At 37.3% G+C, this 20315-nt stretch carries 15 protein-coding genes; 8 read left to right on the top strand and 7 right to left on the bottom strand.

The genetic code is table 11. The annotated features are described in order from the left end of the window. Positions 1-69: 69 nt before the first annotated feature. The 4 genes from ACMA47_RS01835 to ACMA47_RS01820 all read right to left on the bottom strand — a co-directional run bounded on the left by ACMA47_RS01835 (position 70) and on the right by ACMA47_RS01820 (position 5484). Complete coding sequence (locus ACMA47_RS01835) at positions 70-2028, bottom strand: T9SS type A sorting domain-containing protein (RefSeq protein ID WP_413928427.1); 1959 nt, start codon at positions 2026-2028, stop codon at positions 70-72. A gap of 159 nt (positions 2029-2187) precedes the next feature. Next, complete coding sequence (locus ACMA47_RS01830; RefSeq protein WP_034698448.1) at positions 2188-3366, bottom strand: acyl-CoA dehydrogenase family protein; 1179 nt, start codon at positions 3364-3366, stop codon at positions 2188-2190. 128 nt (positions 3367-3494) lie between these two features. Then, positions 3495-4283 carry an NUDIX hydrolase gene (locus ACMA47_RS01825; protein ID WP_051934549.1) on the bottom strand — a complete coding sequence of 263 codons (789 nt, stop codon included), beginning with the start codon at positions 4281-4283 and terminating at the stop codon, positions 3495-3497. A 16-nt stretch (positions 4284-4299) separates the two neighbouring features. Then, positions 4300-5484, bottom strand: coding sequence for an MFS transporter (locus ACMA47_RS01820; protein ID WP_413928426.1), 1185 nt, complete (start codon positions 5482-5484; stop codon positions 4300-4302). A gap of 176 nt (positions 5485-5660) precedes the next feature. Here ACMA47_RS01820 and ACMA47_RS01815 point away from each other — a divergent pair, with 176 nt between their 5' ends. From ACMA47_RS01815 to ACMA47_RS01790, 6 genes are all read left to right on the top strand, one after another. Then, the gene (locus tag ACMA47_RS01815) at positions 5661-8582 is read left to right on the top strand and encodes a SusC/RagA family TonB-linked outer membrane protein (RefSeq protein ID WP_413928425.1); all 2922 of its coding nucleotides are present in this window, start codon (positions 5661-5663) and stop codon (positions 8580-8582) included. Between the two features lie 11 nt (positions 8583-8593). Continuing rightward, complete coding sequence (locus ACMA47_RS01810) at positions 8594-10153, top strand: RagB/SusD family nutrient uptake outer membrane protein (protein ID WP_413928424.1); 1560 nt, start codon at positions 8594-8596, stop codon at positions 10151-10153. Positions 10154-10156: 3 nt separating this feature from the next. Next, on the top strand, positions 10157-11581 hold the full coding sequence (locus ACMA47_RS01805) for a glycoside hydrolase family 30 protein (RefSeq protein ID WP_413928423.1): 1425 nt from the start codon (positions 10157-10159) through the stop codon (positions 11579-11581). Positions 11582-11590: 9 nt separating this feature from the next. After that, positions 11591-13813 carry a beta-glucosidase BglX gene (gene bglX, locus ACMA47_RS01800; protein WP_413928422.1) on the top strand — a complete coding sequence of 741 codons (2223 nt, stop codon included), beginning with the start codon at positions 11591-11593 and terminating at the stop codon, positions 13811-13813. Positions 13814-13897: 84 nt separating this feature from the next. Beyond that, positions 13898-14707 carry a family 16 glycosylhydrolase gene (locus tag ACMA47_RS01795; RefSeq protein WP_413928421.1) on the top strand — a complete coding sequence of 270 codons (810 nt, stop codon included), beginning with the start codon at positions 13898-13900 and terminating at the stop codon, positions 14705-14707. 42 nt (positions 14708-14749) lie between these two features. After that, positions 14750-16189, top strand: coding sequence for a glycoside hydrolase family 30 protein (locus tag ACMA47_RS01790; protein ID WP_413928420.1), 1440 nt, complete (start codon positions 14750-14752; stop codon positions 16187-16189). 186 nt (positions 16190-16375) lie between these two features. On the opposite strand, the gene ACMA47_RS01785 is transcribed toward ACMA47_RS01790, so the two are convergent. Together ACMA47_RS01785 and ACMA47_RS01780 are read right to left on the bottom strand one after the other, a co-directional pair. Further along, positions 16376-17185, bottom strand: coding sequence for an enoyl-ACP reductase (locus ACMA47_RS01785; RefSeq protein ID WP_034697597.1), 810 nt, complete (start codon positions 17183-17185; stop codon positions 16376-16378). A gap of 120 nt (positions 17186-17305) precedes the next feature. Next, positions 17306-17605 (bottom strand): hypothetical protein, encoded by a 300-nt coding sequence (locus ACMA47_RS01780; RefSeq protein ID WP_034697596.1) that lies wholly within the window; start codon positions 17603-17605, stop codon positions 17306-17308. 139 nt (positions 17606-17744) lie between these two features. Here ACMA47_RS01780 and ACMA47_RS01775 point away from each other — a divergent pair, with 139 nt between their 5' ends. Further along, positions 17745-18302: a DNA-3-methyladenine glycosylase I gene (locus ACMA47_RS01775; RefSeq protein ID WP_413928419.1), complete on the top strand. Its 558-nt coding sequence runs from the start codon at positions 17745-17747 to the stop codon at positions 18300-18302. A gap of 255 nt (positions 18303-18557) precedes the next feature. Beyond that, positions 18558-19835: a hypothetical protein gene (locus tag ACMA47_RS01770; protein ID WP_413928418.1), complete on the top strand. Its 1278-nt coding sequence runs from the start codon at positions 18558-18560 to the stop codon at positions 19833-19835. 78 nt (positions 19836-19913) lie between these two features. Here ACMA47_RS01770 and ACMA47_RS01765 read toward each other — a convergent pair whose 3' ends face one another. Beyond that, a complete protein-coding gene (locus tag ACMA47_RS01765; RefSeq protein ID WP_413928417.1) occupies positions 19914-20180 on the bottom strand; it encodes a hypothetical protein in 267 nt (88 codons plus the stop codon). Positions 20181-20315 lie beyond the last annotated feature (135 nt).

The raw sequence follows: 20315 nt of genomic DNA, 5'->3' as shown, positions 1-20315 counted from the left end.
CCATAAAAAAGCACTTCATTGCTGAAGTGCCAAAATTAACTTGAAATGAGATATGAAGAGTGATTGTTTTTACAGTTTTACTTTCTTATTAATGGTTTTTCCATTAGAAAGAGTGATTTGTACGAGATATACTCCTGATTCTAAGTTTCTGGATTCAAACAATGGTTTGTTTACTTCCTGCTGAATAATCAGAGTTCCGGAAATGCTGTAAATGCTGATGTTTTTAATGTCATTGCCGGATTTAGCTACAATTTGTTGTCTCTGAGTATAGACATCAGTACTGTTTTCTGATGATATTGTTCCTCCCACCGCTTTACTGAACTGAAGATTGTAGTAAGGAGTAACCACTTCAAACGTATAGTTTTTGTTTTCCAGTTCCTGAATGTTGATTCCTCCGTCTTCCCGATATTGCTTTTTGGAAATGCTTTTGATCAGGGTTCTGTTTTCATCAAAAATATGTACAGCAGTAAGTTCTTCCTGATCTACTTTTAATTGCAAAACCGATGCATTCACAGATTGTACAATTTCGTTTTCGGAAACTTCCTGAGGGGTATTTTTGATGTATGGAATTATTTTATTTTCATTGTTTTCCGATACTTTCAAAAGATAAACTCCGTCTTTTAAAGTTGATAAATTTTGATTGCTGGCCGTTCTGCTCTGTGCTTTTTCTTTATTAAAATCTGTAATTTCTACCAGCTGCATATTGCCCAGATCCGGTTTGATCTGTGAAGACAGAAGGGAAGGTTTTTCAGATGTTTTCTCTGCTGATTGTTTACCGAAAATTGATCCTGCAATAGCCCATTCATTTAGAAGTCCACCGCTTCTCAGCGTATTGAATTTAGCATTGGAAGCTAATGTAAAGGGAAGAATTCCTCCCACATGGCCCAGTGGTCCCCAGTAAAAAGAATCCAGCTTATACTTATTCAGATCCCACCATGGATAATAGCCACGCTGAACATCAATAGTTTTAGAAGTATTTTCGGGCGGAATTGCTAAATCGACAGTAGAATGTCCCAATGTCATTGGAGTTTTATTGTACCAGTCATACACATCCTTAGGTTTCATGCATAGTCTTAGCTTGTTATTGGGATTGTTGGTGACATCATTTACAAAGTTGGTTGTAAAGAGCTTTCTCCAGATAACAGGCCCCCACAAAAGTCCTCCGTTATCCTGAACAACATGATAATTGTATTTATCGAGATATTCTGCAGAAATAACTTCTGAAATATCATTATTATAGGTTTTATAACCTGTATTGTTGCAGGTATGAAGTACATTGGCCAGGAATGAGGTGAAGGGGTAGATATCTTTTTCAAGGACTCCTTTATTTAAAGTTACTCCTGAGAAATCATACGGTCCGTCTCCCATATAGGCATATTTGAATTTTATATTATTGGGATTTGAAATGCTTAATCTTTTTAATGTAGACATGGCAGCATGAGCGCCCTGAGAATATCCGGCTAAGAAATATTCATCATAACGCTTAATGCTCAGTTGTGCCAATACTTTATTCGCTGCGGTTATAAAATCTATGGTAGCACCAGCCTCTGTGGCATAATCTACATAAGGGTGAGCTCCATCTCCAGTTCCCATCCCTACGTAGTCGGGAGCCATCAAAATATAGCCGTTGAGTACATAGGAAAGTTCAACAACAAATCCTGCTGTTAAAGCTCCTTTAAAATTAGAAGGAACATTATTTCTGCTGTCTGTTGTTCCGTGATCGGATACTACTGTTGAGAGTTTGAAGGGTACGTTAGGGTACATCAATAATCCTGTAGCTTTTACAAGAACATTGTTTTCGTTTTTGGTGTAATAGGTAATTTTGTAACCCTTTAAGCCTACATTAAAGCCATTGAGATAGTTGGCAAATTCCGGAGCATTCTGATCACCAAGATTACTGGCGATAAAATTGATGACTCCCTGTGGTGTTAAATCCAGTTTCTGTTCGGCACTTACAACATCACCAGCCTGCTGTGCAAAGTAAAATGGTGCGGCAAGATTCAATAAAAAAATCGTAATTTTTTTCATATTGTTTGTTTTTGTGTGGTATTAAAGTAATAATTTTAATAAAATCACAAAAACTTTATGATATCAACAATTATTCATTGAATATCAATTCTCTGCAAAGTGAGTAAAATAAAGAGTCTGACCATGGGCCAGACTCTCTATTTATATTTTTATCTTTTTTTAGAAAGCGTTGATTCCTGTAATATCCAATCCGGTGATCAGTAAATGAACATCATGCGTTCCTTCATAAGTAATTACAGATTCCAGGTTTGCTGCATGTCTCATCATCGGGAATTCACCCATGATTCCCATACCTCCAAGGATTTGTCTGGATTCTCTTGCTATTTCAATGGCCATATGTACGTTGTTACGTTTAGCCATAGAGATCTGAGCAGGAGTTGCTTTGTGAGCATTTTTAAGATTTCCTAACTGAAGACAAAGTAACTGAGCTTTTGTAATCTCTGTCAGGAATTCAGCCAGTTTTTTCTGTTGAAGCTGGTAAGAACCAATTGGTTTTCCAAACTGTTTTCTTTCTTTAGAATACTGAACAGCAGTACAGTGGCAGTCAATAGCCGCACCGATTACTCCCCATGAAATTCCATATCTTGCAGAGTTCAGACAAGATAGAGGTCCTTTTAATCCTGTTACTCCAGGAAGAAGGTTTTCTTTCGGAACTTTTACATCATTAAATACCAGTTCTCCGGTTTTGGAAGCTCTTAAGCTCCATTTATTGTGAGTTTCCGGAGTGGTGAAGCCTTCCATTCCTCTTTCAACGATTAATCCCTGTACTTTTCCTTCCTCATTTTTTGCCCATACAACAGCGATATCGCATAAAGGAGAGTTGGTGATCCACATTTTAGCCCCATTTAAAAGATAATGATCACCCATATCTTTAAAATAAGTTTCCATTGAACCCGGGTCAGAACCATGGTTAGGCTCAGTCAATCCAAAAGATCCGATCATTTCTCCGGCAGCAAGCTTTGGAAGATATTTCTTTTTCTGTTCCTCAGAACCGAATTCGTTAATAGGGAACATCACCAATGAACTCTGTACCGAAGCAGCAGAACGTACTGCAGAATCTCCTCTTTCCAATTCCTGCATAATCAGACCATAAGAAATCTGGTCTAATCCTGAACCGCCATACTCAACCGGAATATAAGGTCCCAGTGCTCCGATTTTCCCCAATTCTCTCATAAGATTAGGAATATCTGTATGATTTTGAGCGGCCTGATCTATCTGCGGCATTACAAAACTTTCAACCCAATCTCTTACGGATTGGCGGATGAGTTTATGTTCTTCAGTAAGTAAAGCATCAATTCCATAATAATCAGGGATGCTTGTAAGAGGATAATATGACATGATTTTTTGATTTGGTTAAAAGTAACATTTTTCGTGGTGTCTGGAAAATTTTTTTAAAAACTTGTTTTACTATTGATTTTCAGAGAGCTACTGCTACTTTGTTTATAATTTTAGTTAAATTTATATTTTTATGACTCCTCATCATTAGAGATGGGATACTGATTGGTAGAGTTATGAACTTCAGTTTTAAATTTATACAGATAAGGCGCTTTATTGGCCGAGCCGTCATACAGTTTTTCCATTCTGTCCAGAATATTTAAACTTAGAATTTTTCGCTGAAAATTATTTCTTCTGAATTTCTGTCCTAAAATAGTTTCATAAAGAGCCTGAAGGTCTTTCATGGTAAATTTTTCCGGAAGCAGGTTACTGGCTGCAACCTCTGTATTGATATTCATTCTCAGATATTCCAATCCTGTCTCAATAATTCTGTCATGGTCGAATGCCATTTTAGGAAGGTTGTTTACCTCAAACCATTCGCAGCTTTCATTGAAAGCATCAGGGAAAGTGTCAGTCAGTGAAAAATCGATAAGGCTGCAGTATCCCACTGTAACGAACCGCTGGAAGATCCAGTGATCTTCAGGAACGGTTATTCCTTTATTTTTAAGGAGAATCTGATGTACATTGTTCTCTGTACGGTCTATCCTTCCAAAGGTGTGAAACTGTTTCAAAAATAATCCTTTAAGATGGGTTCTTTCAAACAAAACCCTTTCAGCAGCTTCTCTAAGGTCTTCGTCATTGAAAACAAAACCACCTGGAAGTGACCATAGATCCAGATCATGATATTTTAAAAGCAAAACTTTCAGAATGTTATTATGAAAGCCGAATATGGTGCAGTCAACAGAAATATGCGCTACGAAATCTTTCGTGTCAATGAGTTCTTGTAGCGTTTCTTTACTTTTTGTGTCTTTGATTTTCATGGCAGTAAAAATAAAACTATTTTCTATTTGTGACAGTAAAATATATAAAACTAATCACAAAAAGCAGAATTACAGAAGATAAGATGTATAATGGATAATAATTCAACAATTGCTTTTCAAACAGAACAGCCATAATAATAGAGCTTACAGAGCTGCCCAGAGAGGAAAATATAACAATAAGGGAGGTGAAAAGATTGATTTTATCTTTATCCACCTGCGCAATCATTCTTGAGTTGATCACAGGGTAGAGGGGTGAAAGAAACAAGCCAATAACCGGAAATAAAAAAAGTAAGAATCTGGAATCTTCGGAATCAAAATACTGTATGCCCAGTATAATGATCAGTAAGGTGATAATAAGAGTCATACAAGTAATATAATACCTGGGCAGTGAAAATCTTTTGATAATATTGGCAGTAACCGTTCGCCCGGCATAAGAAAAGATGGATAGAAAAGAAGTGGCCTGAAGCGCAAAAAAAGAATTGACTTTCAGGTGGTTTTTATAAAAAGAAGGAAGCCATGAATTGAATCCCTGTTCTACAAAGACGATAAAAAAGACCACTCCTAAAAATAAAGCTACTGCTGGTGTAGTAAACCCTGATAGTTCTGAGAGAATACTTTTGCTTTCCATAGGCTTGGACTCTACTATTTCTATCTTCGAAAGCAGAAAAATAGTCAACACAGATAATAAAGCAATCAGTAAGAAACCAAACTTCCAGAATTCCGAATACTGGCTGGAGATTACCCATCCAAAACCGGTATTCACTACGAAAATTCCGATCATAAAAGAGGCTTCTACATTATTCATGGTCTTAGCCAGGGATTTTTCATCCGAAATATTATTCCTTATAATCCCAAAAACACAGATTTTTCCAATAGCGAAACAGGCTCCTATAATCGCAAACCACAGTTTATAAAACCAGAAAACCTTTACAAAAGGAAGAAGGCAGGAACAGAATCCAACAATGGCCAGGGCAAGAATCAATGCCTTTTTAGGACCGGTTTTATTGATAAAGCTTACTGCAAAAAGGGAAATAAAAGCAATGGGCAGATCTTTAAAAGATTCTAAAAGCCCCAGTTCTCCATAGGTGATTTTCTCTTCTGACAACTGCAGAATCACCAATCCCATACAGTTCAAAACCATTGAAAAAATGAGAAAGGTAAGTTTTAATGGAAGGGAAATTTTGGATGGCTTGACGATCATTTTGGGAGATAACTTTATTAATTTTTTATGATATTTTATGAAATATTGATGCGAAGATAGGGCTTCTAACCCTGAAAAATAAAAGAAAAATTAAAATATTTATGAATAGAATGTTAATTAATTAAAAAAAAATATATTTTTATTGTCTCAATTTGAGAATTAAACAATAACTGTATATGAATGTAAGAATATCAAGAAGCGTAGGAGTGGTTGCCGTCCTCTATTTTACGGCCAACTTCAGTGCCCAAACCAATAAGGCGAAGGACACACTTGCGAAAGAAAACAAAATAGACGAAGTGGTAGTTATCGGTTATGGTACTCAGAAAAAAAGTAACGTAACAGGAGCTATAGCGAGTATTAAAGCCAGCGATATAGAGAACATTCCGTCTGGTAAACCGGAACAGGTTTTACAGGGAAGAGCTGCCGGGGTTTCTGTAGTAACCAATTCAGGACAACCTGGTGCCGCTGCTACAGTACGTGTAAGAGGAATTACCAGTTTTGGAGCGGGAAGTAACAGTCCTTTGTGGGTAGTAGACGGTATTGTGGTGGACAATATCGGATGGCTTAACCAGTCGGATATAGAAAGTATTGAAGTCTTAAAAGATGGTGCTTCATCCGCGATCTACGGAGTCTCTGCTGCAAAAGGGGTAATCCTGGTAACAACCAAAAAAGGAAAAAAAGGAAAACTGACTTTGTCTTATAATGGTTTTTACGGTTTTTCAAACGCCTCAAAAAAGCTGGATCTTCTAGATGCCACTCAATATGCTAAAATTATCAATGAAGGCTTTGTTAATGATGGACAAGCACCTAGATTTACTAATCCTGAATCATTTGGAAAAGGAACCAACTGGCAGGATGCGATTTTCGGAACAGGTGAAAAATCGTCTCATGAAGTAAGCATTACGGGTGGTAATGAAAAATCAACCTACTATACATCATTCGGATATTTTGATCAGTCTGGTATTGTATTGAGTGATATTTCTTACTACAAAAGAATCAATGCGAGATTCAACTCAACCCATAAAGTCACAGACTACCTGACCATAGGACAAACCTTTGCCTATACCCATGTGAAATCTCAGGGAGTAAGTGCAAACGAAGAATTCGGAGGACCCTTGGCTTCAGCAGTAAACCTGGATCCTACCACTCCGGTTGTGGTAACAGATTGGTCTATGGTAGACCCAAGTGGTTATACCAATCCTTATATCATCCGTGATTCTGAGGGACGTCCTTATGGAATTTCCCGATATGTAAATAACGAGATGACCAATCCTCAGGCTTTCCGTCACATACAGCAGGGGAATAATAACTGGTCTGATGATTTTGTGGGGAACGTTTTTGCAGAACTTAAGTTTCTTGATCACTTCACTTTCAAAACAAGTTTAAATGGTAAGAAATCCTATTGGGGAAGCCGTACTTTCACACCGAAATATTATTTAAGTCCTAACTTCAATAATACCAACTTCAACAGTTTGAATAAGGTGGAGGAAAATAAATTCGAGTGGAGTATGGAAAATACGCTGACATACCAGAATAAATTTGGTGATCATAATATCAACATTATGGTGGGTCAGGGAGTTTACCGATATAATATTGCAGGGGGGACCAGTTTGACTTATAGTAACCTACCTATTGATAACTGGCAGGATGCTTCCTTCAACTTCGATATTTCTCAGGATAATATTGTTGCGAAAGGATGGGATGGAATTGAAACCCGTAAAGCATCTTATTTCGGTAGAATTATTTACGATTACGCAGACAAATATTTATTCACAGGAACGATTCGTAGAGATGGTTCTTCAAAATTTGCTACCAATCAGCATTGGGGAACTTTCCCATCGATGTCCCTGGGATGGAATGTACATAAGGAAAACTTCTGGCCGGAGAATAAAGTAGTAAATAACTTAAAATTAAGAGGAGGTTACGGAGTATTAGGAAATGATGAAATGGATAACTTCAGATATGCAAGTTTCATGGTTTCCGGAAGTAATTATACCAACTCCAGTAATAATATCATCATTGGTTATGCACCAAGTACGCTTGAAAATCCAAACCTGAAATGGGAGCAAACCAGCCAGCTGAATATTGCTGCGGATTTGAAATTATTCAACAATTTTACCCTTACAGCAGACTGGTACAAAAAGAAAACAACAGACATTCTTAGACAAATCAATATCCCAGGTTATGTAGGAGTTCCTAATTTACCTTGGTCAAACGTAGGGGATATGGAGAATACCGGGATAGAGCTTGAATTGGGGTACAAAAAGAATTGGCAGGATTTCAGCATCTCGGTGAATGGTAACTTCGCAACCATAAAAAATAAAGTTCTTAGACTAGAAGATGATATTGAATACTTCAACTTGGCTTCTTTCCAGACTATGGGAGCAGTATCCAGAGTAGCAGTAGGGCAGCCTTATGGATCATTTTACGGACAAACATATAGTGGCGTTTTCCAGAATCAGGCACAAATTGATAATTATGTAAATGCCAATGGTGTAAAATTATTACCGGATGCAAAACCAGGAGACTTTATCTGGCAGGATAATAATGGAGATGGTAAAATTGATGACAATGATAAGGTAAACTTAGGAAGCTCTATACCAAAATATACTTTTGGACTTACTGTGAATATGAGCTATAAGAATTTTGATCTGATGATGTTTGCACAAGGACAGGCTGGTAACAAAATTTTCCAGGGGCTAAGAAGATTGGATTTGCCTGATGCCAATTACCAGACAAGAATCTTAGACAGATGGACCGGTGAGGGATCTACCAATGATAACCCAAGAATTACCCGTAATGATCCTAACCACAACTATTCATGGATGTCCAATTACTACCTTCAGAAAGGAGATTATGTACGTCTGAAAATTGTTCAGTTAGGGTATACCATTCCTCAGGATGTTACCAAACGTTTTGGAATGAGTAAAGTGAGACTCTATATCACAGGAGAAAACCTGCTTACTTTCACAAAATATACGGGATATGACCCTGAAATTGCGGGAAGAAATAATTCTGAGCAGGATATTATCGGTGTAGACAGAGCATATTATCCACAAGCAAGAACATTCCTTATAGGAGCTAATATTCAATTTTAATGACCAACAAAATGAAAAATAAGAATTTTATATATAAAGGACTTGCCGTTGCGTTTCTGACAGGTCTGAGTTTTACCAATATAGGTTGTAGTAATTCCTATCTGGATGAAGTAGAGAATTCCGGGGCATTTAGTACTGATTCATATTTTAAAAATGAACAGCAGTCTTTTAGTGCACTGATTTCCGTATACGATGTTTTAAGAAAATATTCTGCAGGATTTGAAAATACCGTTACTTTCTTTAATGCAGGATCTGATGACTTTTATTCCGGTGGAGGAAGCTCTAATGATGGAGCAGGTATTCAGGGAATGAATAATTATATGATCAACCCGAATACAATGCCAGCCAGCTACTGGAAAGATTACTATCAGGGAATTGCACGTGCCAATCTTGTAATAGAAAAAGTTCCGGGTGCTTCAATGAATGAAGATCTTAAGAAGAGATATATTGCAGAAGCCAGAGTTCTTCGTTCTTTATATTATTTTGAGCTCGTAAGAATGTTTGGAAATATCCCTTTGATTCTTAAAAGCATCACTGTTTCAGATGATTATTGGCATATACCACAGGCAAAACCAAGTGATGTTTATGCACAAATAGAAAATGATGTGGTTGTTGCTATTCCGGATCTGATGATGACACCTGCCAGCGGTGATAAAGGACGAATTACACAAGGAACAGCCAGAGCTATATTAGGTAAAATTTATCTTTATGATAAAAAAATGCCAGAAGCTGCTGCACAATTTGCCCAAGTAAATGGGACACCTGGAGGAACCAGTCAGTATGGATACAAGCTTGTGGCAAACTATGCAGATTTATTTAAAGTTGCTTTGGAAACTGATCCGGATCCAAATAAATACAAATTTTTGTCAGAATCTATTCTTGAGATAATGCATACCAACAAGGGAAGCTCCGATTGGGGATTTTGGGGACAGGGAAAGGATGAAGGAAATTCTATCAATGTTATGGTAGGGCCTCGTTCTTATTCATTAAAAAATATTCCAAATAATAATGCTCCGGATATTTATTCCGGTTGGGCATTTAATACTGTGACAGAGAATTATGTCAATTTTATGCAGGGCGATCCAAGGCTGGACGTCACTGTTTTCAATGCGAAAAAACTGGTGACTGATGGGAAGATTACTTATGCCCCTGCTTTTGCAGATACCGGATATTTCCTTAATAAATATTTGCCTACAAATGCTTTAAAAACCTCGCTTCCAGGTCCGGCAGAGCTTAATTTCAGACAGAATTATATTGCAATAAGATTAGCAGATACTTATCTGATGGAAGCTGAAGCTTTAGGGGCTTCAGGAGCAAGAGCTCAGGCATTATTAGATGCAGTAAGGGCAAGAGTCGGATTAGCATCAGTTCCTGTTTCTTTACAGGCTATTAAAGATGAAAGAAGAAGAGAGCTTGCAGGAGAAGGGCATAGATGGTTTGACCTTGTGAGATGGGGAGATGCTCCATCAGTACTTGCATTCAAAGGATTTAAGGCCAATAAAAATGAAATTCTTCCCATTCCGTTCAATGAATTGCCGAATACAGCTTTAAAACAAAATCCTGGTTACTAAAATATGAAGTTTCACAACTTATATAGTTTCTTTAGAGGTGCCGCACTACTTAGTGGTGTGGCCCTTTTTCCTTTATCATGTACTTCAGTGGCGTCCAATAAAGGAAACGAAGTGCAGTACTGGCTTACAAAAGGTGATGCAAGCGTAAAATTACAGCAGCAGACTTCCGTTAAATTTGTAAATAACACCAACAGCTTTCAGAATATTGAAATTGACGATACTCAAAAGTTTCAATATGTTGATGGCTTTGGATATACATTAACAGGAGGAAGTGTTGAGGTAATCAACCGGTTGTCACCTTCCAAAAGAAAAGCACTGCTTCACGAACTTTTTGGAAAAAATAAAAATTCGATCTCCATCAGTTATTTAAGATTAAGCATAGGCGCATCTGATCTTGATGGTGAAGTGTTTTCATATGATGATCTTCCTGAAGGGCTTACTGATCCTTCTCTTTCAAAATTCAGTCTGGCAAAAGACAAAGCTTTGATTGGAATGCTGAAAGAGATTTTGGCGATCAATCCCTCTATTAAAATCATTGCTGCTCCATGGTCTGCTCCGGTTTGGATGAAGGACAATGGAAAGTCAAAAGGAGGAAGTTTAAAACCCGAATTCTATGGAACGTACGCTCAATATTTTGTAAAATACATCCAGGGAATGAAAAAAGAAGGCATCACCATTGATGCTGTAACTCCTCAGAATGAACCTTTACATCCGGGAAATAATCCAAGTTTGTATATGCCATCTGAGCAGCAGGGAGATTTTATTAAGAACCATCTTGGTCCGGTTTTTAAAGCCAACGGAATCTCTACTAAAATTGTGGTGTATGATCACAATTGCAACAAACCTGAGTATGCGATTGATATTTTAAAAGATGCCAAAGCCAATCAGTATATAGATGGATCTGCTTTTCATTTGTACGAAGGAGATATTTCTGCTTTAAGTACAGTACATGATGCTTTCCCTGATAAAAACTTATATTTTACCGAGCAGTGGACAGGTTCAAAAGGAACTTTTACCGAAGATCTGAACTGGCATACAAAAAATGTAATCATAGGCTCTATGAGAAACTGGAGCAAAACAGCTTTGGAGTGGAATCTTGCCAACGATCCAAAATTTGCCCCTCATACAGATGGCGGATGTACAGAATGTAAAGGAGCGATAACGGTTTCTGACAATGAGAATTTCACCAGAAATGTGTCCTATTATATTATTGCACACGCTTCAAAATTTATTCCTGCAGGTTCTCAGCGCATCGCTTCCACGCAGACGGATAAACTCTCAACAGTTGCTTTTAAGACTCAATTTGGGAAAATAGTTTTAATTGTACAGAACGATAATCAGGCAGATGAGAATTTTAATATTAAATTTGCCGGCAAAACCGCTGCAGTAACAATTTCAGGACGTTCTACAGCAACCTATATTTTTTAATTTGATACTATGAAAAGAGTTTATTTCTTACTGGCATTTTCCGCCTTTGGATTGAATGCTTACGGACAAAAGACCATTGATCAGAAAGTAGCAGAGCTATTGTCTAAAATGACTTTGGAAGAAAAGGTAGGGCAGATGGTTCAGTACAGTGGTTTTGAATATGCCACAGGACCGCAGCACTCCAATTCAGCGGCTGTTTTAGAAGAAATTAAAAAAGGAAAAGTAGGTTCCATGCTGAATGTAGCAGGCTCTGAAGAAACCAGAGCTTTTCAGAAGCTGGCGATGCAGTCCAGACTGAAAATTCCTTTATTGTTTGGGCAGGATGTTATCCATGGCTATCGTACCACATTCCCTGTCAATCTTGGACAGGCAGCAAGTTGGGATCTGGCCATGATAGAAAAATCAGAAAGGATTGCAGCAACAGAAGCGGCGGCTTATGGTATCCACTGGACGTTTGCGCCAATGGTGGATATTGCCAGAGATCCTAGATGGGGAAGAGTAATGGAAGGTTCAGGAGAAGATACTTATCTTGGAACAAAAATAGGACTGGCAAGAATTAAAGGATTTCAGGGCCGAGGTTTAGGAAGTCTTGATGCTGTAATGGCCTGTGCAAAACACTTTGCAGCCTACGGAGCTGCTGTAGGTGGAAGAGATTACAATTCTGTAGATATGAGTCTCAGACAATTGAATGAAACTTATCTTCCACCATTCAAAGCTGCAGCGGAAGCAGGAGTGGCCACTTTCATGAATTCCTTCAATGATATTAACGGAATTCCTGCAACAGCCAATCAGTATATTCAGAGAAACCTTTTAAAAGGAAAATGGAATTATAAAGGTTTTGTAGTGTCAGACTGGGGAAGCATCGGAGAAATGGTGCCCCACGGTTATGCTAAAGATGGTGCTGAAGCCGCTGAAAAAGCAATACAAGGTGGAAGCGATATGGATATGGAAAGCCGTGTCTACATGGTAGAACTTCCTAAATTGGTTAAAGAAGGAAAAGTAGATCCTAAGCTGGTAGATGATGCAACGGGAAGAATTTTAACCAAGAAATTTGAAATGGGACTTTTCGATGATCCTTACAGGTTCAGTAATGAGAAAAGACAGAAAGAGCAGACCGATAATCAGGAAAACAGAAAATTCGGAAGAGAATTCGGTTCAAAAAGTATCGTTCTTCTTAAAAACCAGGGAAATATTCTTCCGCTTTCAAAAACTACAAAAACAGTGGCTCTGATTGGCCCTTTCGGCAAAGAAACAGTAGCTAATCATGGTTTCTGGTCTGTTGCGTTCAAAGATGATAATCAAAGAATCGTTTCACAATTTGACGGAATAAAAAACCAGCTGGATAAAAACTCCACTTTATTATATGCAAAAGGGTGCAATGTTGACGATCAGGATAAAAGTCAGTTTGCTGAAGCCATTGAAACGGCAAAAAAAGCTGATGTTGTCATTATGACATTGGGAGAAGGCCATGCGATGAGCGGAGAAGCCAAAAGCCGAAGTAATATTGGATTTACAGGTGTTCAGGAAGATTTGTTAAAAGAAATTGCCAAAACTGGTAAACCCATCATTCTGATGATCAATGCCGGAAGACCTCTGATTTTCAACTGGGCATCAGACAATATTCCTGCCATTATGTACACATGGTGGCTGGGAACAGAAGCAGGAAACTCTATTGCAGATGTTATTTTCGGTACAGTGAATCCTGGTGGGAAACTTCCAATGACTTTTCCAAGAACTGTAGGTCAGATTCCTGTGTATTACAATCATTATAATACAGGAAGACCGGCAAAAAATAATACAGACAGAAACTATGTTTCAGCTTATATAGACCTTGATAATGATCCGAAATATCCGTTTGGATATGGATTAAGCTATACAGATTTTAAATATTCTGATATGGTTCTAAGCTCCACAAGTCTTACAGGAAATCAGACACTGAATATCAGCGTTACTGTTTCCAATACAGGAAAATATGATGGGGAAGAAGTGGTACAGCTTTATATCAAAGATCTTTTTGGAAAAGTAGTAAGACCCGTAAAAGAACTGAAAGGCTTCCAGAAAGTATTCATCAAAAAAGGAGAAAGTAAAAAGATCGATTTTAAATTGACACCGGAAGATTTGAAATTCTTTGATGATAACTTGAATTTTGATTGGGAAAGCGGAGAATTTGACATTATGGTCGGGACGGATTCTCAACATGTTCAGGCCAAAAGAATCACCTGGACGAAATAAATTGAATTCAATAGAAGCGGGTTTTAACCCGCTCATTAAAATGTCAGAAAAATGGCTTTAGCCAAAACTTAAAACCTAATACATATGAATCTCAACGCTAAAAATCTCATCAGAATTTGTGCAGCTGGAACATTCTTCCTTTCTGTTCTCAGCTGTGCTTCACACAAACCTGATTCCAATAGGACGCTGATTTGGAGTGATGAATTTAACGGAAAAGGGCTTCCGGATTCATTAAAATGGAATTATGATACCGGAGGAAGCGGTTTTGGCAATGAAGAAGCTCAGTTTTATACCAAAAACAGACTTGAGAATGCCAGAATGGAAAAAGGAAATCTCATCATTGAAGCCAGAAAAGAAAATCGGGAAAACAGTAAGTATACTTCTGCAAGACTTTTAACCAAAGGGAAATTTGCTTTTCAGTATGGTACAGTAGAAGTCAGGGCAAAACTTCCCAAAGGACGTGGAACGTGGCCTGCCATCTGGATGATGAGTGAAAATATGAAGAAATGGCCGGATGATGGTGAACTGGATATCATGGAACATGTGGGCTATCACCAAGGCTATATCCATGCTTCCGTTCATACCAAAAAATACAATCATATCCAGGGAACACAGAAAACAGATACATTGTTTGTGAAGGATGCAAGCGAAAAGTTCCATGTCTATAAAGCAGACTGGACTCCCGAAAAGATCGATGTTTATATAGATGATAAGAAATTTTTCACCTACGAAAATAAAGAGAGAAACAATGAAGCATGGCCTTTCGACAGACCTTACTTTATCATTCTGAATCTTGCTGTAGGAGGATTTTGGGGCGGAAAAGAAGGCATTGATGATGCGATTTTTCCACAGAAGTATTATATAGATTACGTAAGAGTTTATCAAAATAAATAATGAAAATGAGGACCGGATGGGTCCGGAAACAGAAAAACAATCATGAGAAAACTAATTGTAAGTTGTTTTGTAGTAGGCATTGCCATCAATATCAATGCTCAGAATTATTGGAAAAAAAATGCAGGAAAAACAGCTAAAGTGGTCCTTACCAACTCAAAAGCAAATGAGAAGATGGTGGATAAAGGAGCAGTTACATTTGAACAGTTCGGACAGCCTAAAGAAACGGATGCCTGCATTTTTGTAGCTCCCCATTTTAAATATCAGAAACTGATAGGAATAGGAGGTGCCATTACAGACGCCTCAGCAGAAACTTTTTATAAAATGCCAAAGAATAAGCAGAAAGAAATTCTGGATGCTTATTTCGGAAAAAACGGATTGGGATACACTGTTGTTCGTACCAATATGAATTCCTGTGACTTTTCCAGTGATTCTTATACGTATGTAGAGGATAATGATACTTCGTTAAAGACCTTTAATGTGGCTCACGATGAAAAGTATAAAATCCCGATGATTAAAGAAGCTCAGAAAGCCATTGGTAATAATTTTACATTTTATTTCTCTCCATGGAGCCCGCCAGCATGGATGAAATCAAATAAAAGTTTGTATAAAGGCGGAAGATTGGAAAATCAGTATTACCAGACCTGGGCAGATTATTATATCAAATTCATCAAAGAATATGAAAAGAGAGGAATTAATATCTGGGGATTAACGGTGCAGAACGAACCAATGGCTACCCAAAGCTGGGAATCATGTATTTATACTGCTGAAGAAGAAGGAGAGTTCCTGAAAAAGAACCTTGGACCAACCCTTTGGAAAAACGGATATAAAGATAAAAAAGTAATGATCTGGGATCACAACAGAGACTTGATCTATCAGAGAGCAACGACTACTTTAAGTGATCCTGAAACCTCAAAATATGCCCATGGTATCGGTTATCACTGGTATGAAACATGGAATAACAAAACGCAGCTTTTTGACAATTTAGCAGAAACACACAGGGCTTTTCCTGATAAATTCCTGGCTTTTACCGAAGGATGTAAAGAACAGTTCAATATGGATAAAATCTATGATGTAAGCCTGGGAGAACTGTACAGCAAAAATATGCTGAACGACTTCAATAAAGGAAATGCTTTATGGACTGACTGGAATATTTTATTGGATGAAACCGGAGGACCTAATCACAAAGGAAATTTCTGCTTTGCCCCAATTATTGCTGATACCAAAACAGGAGAGGTGTTCTATACCTATGAATACTATTATATAGGACATGTTTCAAAATATATCAAACCGAATGCCCAGAGAATCGGAAGCTCTTCCAACAGAGCTGCCCTGACGTCTTCTGCATTTATGAATGAAAACGGACAGCTGGTAACGGTTATCATGAACGATTCAGACAATGATATTGAAACCAATCTATGGATAGAAGGAATGGCTGCCAGGCTGAATGCTCCTGCACACTCTATACAGACCGTAATTTTATAATTTCATATTAATTTAATATTATTTTTGACAGATCCGGCGGCCTCGAAGAGGCCGCCGGATTTATTTTAATTATGATAAAATAAAGGAGATTTCCGGTGATTACAACAAAAAAACCATGAAGTTTCTTCATGGTTTTTATTTATTTTGAACGGAACTTTATTAGTCCGCTATTTTTTTAATGAATGATTATTCAGCATCATATTTACTGATTACTTTCTGAGTAACCCCTGAGCTGCTGAAACCTCCGTCATGGAAAAGATTCTGCATAGTTACTTTTTTAGTAAGATCAGAGAATAAAGTTACACAATAATCTGCACATTCAAGAGCTGTAGCATTTCCTAGTGGAGACATATCTTCTGCATATCCAAGGAATCCTCCGAAACCTTTCACACCGCTACCGGCAGTAGTCATTGTTGGAGACTGAGAAACTGTATTTACACGTACTTTTCTTTCTCCCCAATAGTTTCCGAAAGTTCTTGCGATACTTTCCAGATACGCTTTGTTATCAGACATATCATTGTAATCCGGGAATGTTCTCTGAGCGGCAATATAAGTAAGGGCCAAAATACTTCCCCATTCGTTCATACAGTCTTTTTCCCAAGCTACACGCATTACTTTATGGAAAGAAACAGCGGAAATATCCCAGCCTTTTTCCAACCAGTCGTAATTCATTTCTGTATAGTGTTTTCCTTTTCTTACGTTGATAGACATTCCGATAGAGTGAAGGATAAAGTCGATTTTTCCAAATTTTGCAACAGCGGCATCAAAAAGTTTTTCAAGATCTTCTATAGAAGTAGCATCAGCACCTATTACTTCAGAACCTGTTTTTTCTGCTAAACCATTAAGTTCTCCCATTCTCAAAGCAATAGGAGCGTTAGATAAAATGAATTCAGCACCTTCCTCATGGCATCTTTCAGCAACTTTCCATGCGATAGATTGTTCATTAAGGGCTCCAAAAATAATTCCCTTTTTGCCTTTAAGTAAACCGTATGACATAATTTTTTAATGTTTATTATAATACAAATGTAACAATAATTGTGCTTATGGCATAATAAAAAATGGAGCCTTATCAATTTAAGACTCCATTTTATTGAAAATATTTATATGACTGAAATACTAATTGGTTTTCTTATTCCATTCTGCCTTTACATCTTCTGCCGCATCTTTGGTTTTTTCCCATGCTTCATCTGCTTTATCCTTGATATCCTCCCAGGCATCGGATACATTAGCTTTTACCCTGTCTAGCCAGTCTTCCTGGCTGGCTTCCTGATCATTATTCCTTTTCTCATTGATATAATCTTTAGCCTTGTCTGCCAATTCATTGATTTTCCATTTGGCTTTGTCCGTTGCATTCTGTAAAGAATTTTCTACATTGTTTACTGCATTTTCCGCTTTGTTGTACTCTGAATTGTTCATAATAGTATAAATTTTAGTTTGGTATCAGTAATTAAACAATAACCATTCCTAAAACAGAACCTCTCTGTTAAACTTTTCATAATATTTTGTTATATTTTTCTAAATCAGTAGTAACTTTAAAGTAGAAAAATTGATAATTATGGAAAAAATACGTTGTGGTTGGTGTGAAAAAGATGATCTCTACAGAAAATATCATGATGAAGAGTGGGGAAGACCCGTGTATGATGATGAAACAATATTTGAGTTCCTGATTCTTGAGAGTTTTCAGGCTGGCTTGAGTTGGTATACCATTTTGTCTAAAAGAGAAAATTTCAGAAGAGCTTTTGATCATTTTGATTATAAAAAAGTGGCAGCTTATTCTGAAAAAAAGATTGAGGAATTGATGAACAACCCCGGAATTATCAGAAATAGGCTTAAAATTCTGTCAGCTGTCACCAATGCTCAGAAATTTATGGAAGTACAAAAAGAATTTGGAAGCTTTTCCAACTATATCTGGGATTTTATTGATGGAAAACCAATCGACAACAGTCCCGAAACATTATCCGACGTTCCGGCCACAACAGAGATTTCTGATCTTATTTCCAAAGAACTTAAAAAAAGAGGATTCAAATTCGTAGGTTCTACAGTCATTTATGCTCATATGCAAGCTACCGGAATGGTCAATGATCACTTAAAAAGTTGTTTTCTTAGAAAATAGCTGTTGATTTTTATTCAATATTTAGTGAAGTTTATTGTTGATTTTATAATTTAAAAAATTAAACGCAAAATGGGAGATATCTGAAAAGCCTAATGAATGTTACATTGGTTAATTGCTTGATATTAAACATTTTTCATTGTTTTGTGATTAAGATTTGTTTTAATCACTATAATGTGTTTTTAATTATGATATTTTTAATGTAATTATGATTTTGTTAAAAATTTGTATATTTGCACCTGCAAAAAAATGCAAGTAATGCAAAAAGACTATAAACCTCAGTACACACTTCTCTTATTTCTAATAAGTATTTTTACATATGCACAAGTTGGGATTGGATTACCGAATCCGGATTCGTCAGCGATGCTCCACATTAACGCCAATAATAAAGGAGTACTTCTTCCAAGTGTTGCTTTAACTGCTACAACGGATAACGTCACAGTGCCTTCACCGGCAGACGGACTTATCGTATGGAATAACGGAAGTTCCACCCTTACAGATATTGGATTTTATTATTGGTTTGAATCTAAATGGAATAAAATTCTGGCAAATGGAGGTAACCCCACTAAAACAGAGGATGGAACCAACTGGAATCTTACAGGTACGAACGTAGGAAATTATGGAGGAGCGAATACAACGCTGGCTTTAGGAACAAAAACCTACGATGATCTGATCTTTAAAGTCAACGCTTTAACAGCCGGAAAACTGGGCGTTGACAATTCTGTAAGCCTTGGAATAGGATCTGCGGCCGGTCAGAATGGGATTGCCCTTGGAAGCGCCAGTTCGGCATTTATGGGAATTGCTATTGGGAGTGCAACAGCAGTTTCTGGTAATGAAGCTTTAGCAGTAGGAAATAAAACGACGGCAGCAGGATTCAGATCTACAGCCATAGGTTTTTACGCCCAAACCAGCAGCAATGAATCTGTTGCAGTAGGAAACAACTCCTCAGCAGATGGGTTTCAGTCCATTGCATTAGGATACAACGCAAAAACGAATACGAATAGTGAAACTGCCTTAGGATATAATGCGGTAACAAATAGTCAGAATTCAACAGCTTTAGGTTCAGAAGCCAATGCTTTGGGACAATTTTCGACAGCAGTAGGATATGGAGCTGCTACTTCACAGGCCAATGCCATTGTTTTAGGAAATAACAATGCAAATGTAGGCATTGGTACTGGAACTCCGCATGTCTCTGCAAAACTGGATGTAAGCGGACAGTTTAAATTGGGAGAAAAGGGCAGTGTCCAGAAAAGTCAGATCAGTTTTGAAGCATGGCCTGGAATTTCGATCAATAATTTGCCTCCGGGAAAATCTACAACCATCGATATTTCTGTTCCGGCAGAATATCAGCCTGGTTCTACAAGAGCTGTAGTCGTAGTTTCTCCGGCAGGAGATTTTTCAGGAAATTCCTCATTTTCCATCTCGAATCCAAGGTTGACTTCTGCTTCCAGTATTACAATTAATCTCACTAATATTTCGGGAACAGCTAACAGTTTGTACTCCGGACACTTTTATGTGATGATCAATGAGTTTTAAATAATAGATTTTTTATTATAGTTGATATGGTGTGAAGGACTTCCGGAGTGGAAGTCCTTTTTTTATTGACTGTCAATTTCAATTAAATTTTCGGGACTGAAGTTCCTTTCGGGCATTTTGCCAGCTTTTTCTAATAATAAGGTATAAAGGGAAAAAAGCCAGAGGAAGCGGAGTGATACCATTGAATCCTTTTTTAATGGTAACATAGATGCAGGCACCTATCAGCATTCCCATAATAATACAAAAGGAAATATGAGCAGCAGAACGTTTTTTTTCTTCTTTTGTCAGTTCCTCAGTGGAGAGTTCTGAAAGTTTATTGTTTTCTGTTTGAGGTGAGTTTTTCATGTTCAATCAATGGTTAGTTTTTGCTAAAATAATAAAATAATCACAGCCTGAAACTAAGATGTTTCCTTTTATTTAATTGAATAAAAAATATTTTAAACAAAAATATTGTGCACAAAGTAAATAGATTATCTTTGT

Source organism: Chryseobacterium sp. T20 (assembly GCF_047345655.1).
Lineage (GTDB): Bacteria > Bacteroidota > Bacteroidia > Flavobacteriales > Weeksellaceae > Chryseobacterium.
Note: the sequence above shows the minus strand (reverse complement) of the source record. Positions and strands in the feature narration are given on the sequence as shown.

Bases quoted from the DNA above. Each gene is read 5' to 3' on its own strand.
- ACMA47_RS01835 (WP_413928427.1), bottom strand. From the start codon at position 2,028: ATGAAAAAAATTACGATTTTTTTATTGAATCTTGCCGCACCATTTTAC.
- ACMA47_RS01830 (WP_034698448.1), bottom strand. From the start codon at position 3,366: ATGTCATATTATCCTCTTACAAGCATCCCTGATTATTATGGAATTGAT.
- ACMA47_RS01825 (WP_051934549.1), bottom strand. From the start codon at position 4,283: ATGAAAATCAAAGACACAAAAAGTAAAGAAACGCTACAAGAACTCATT.
- ACMA47_RS01820 (WP_413928426.1), bottom strand. From the start codon at position 5,484: ATGATCGTCAAGCCATCCAAAATTTCCCTTCCATTAAAACTTACCTTT.
- ACMA47_RS01815 (WP_413928425.1), top strand. From the start codon at position 5,661: ATGAATGTAAGAATATCAAGAAGCGTAGGAGTGGTTGCCGTCCTCTAT.
- ACMA47_RS01810 (WP_413928424.1), top strand. From the start codon at position 8,594: ATGAAAAATAAGAATTTTATATATAAAGGACTTGCCGTTGCGTTTCTG.
- ACMA47_RS01805 (WP_413928423.1), top strand. From the start codon at position 10,157: ATGAAGTTTCACAACTTATATAGTTTCTTTAGAGGTGCCGCACTACTT.
- bglX (WP_413928422.1), top strand. From the start codon at position 11,591: ATGAAAAGAGTTTATTTCTTACTGGCATTTTCCGCCTTTGGATTGAAT.
- ACMA47_RS01795 (WP_413928421.1), top strand. From the start codon at position 13,898: ATGAATCTCAACGCTAAAAATCTCATCAGAATTTGTGCAGCTGGAACA.
- ACMA47_RS01790 (WP_413928420.1), top strand. From the start codon at position 14,750: ATGAGAAAACTAATTGTAAGTTGTTTTGTAGTAGGCATTGCCATCAAT.
- ACMA47_RS01785 (WP_034697597.1), bottom strand. From the start codon at position 17,185: ATGTCATACGGTTTACTTAAAGGCAAAAAGGGAATTATTTTTGGAGCC.
- ACMA47_RS01780 (WP_034697596.1), bottom strand. From the start codon at position 17,605: ATGAACAATTCAGAGTACAACAAAGCGGAAAATGCAGTAAACAATGTA.
- ACMA47_RS01775 (WP_413928419.1), top strand. From the start codon at position 17,745: ATGGAAAAAATACGTTGTGGTTGGTGTGAAAAAGATGATCTCTACAGA.
- ACMA47_RS01770 (WP_413928418.1), top strand. From the start codon at position 18,558: ATGCAAAAAGACTATAAACCTCAGTACACACTTCTCTTATTTCTAATA.
- ACMA47_RS01765 (WP_413928417.1), bottom strand. From the start codon at position 20,180: ATGAAAAACTCACCTCAAACAGAAAACAATAAACTTTCAGAACTCTCC.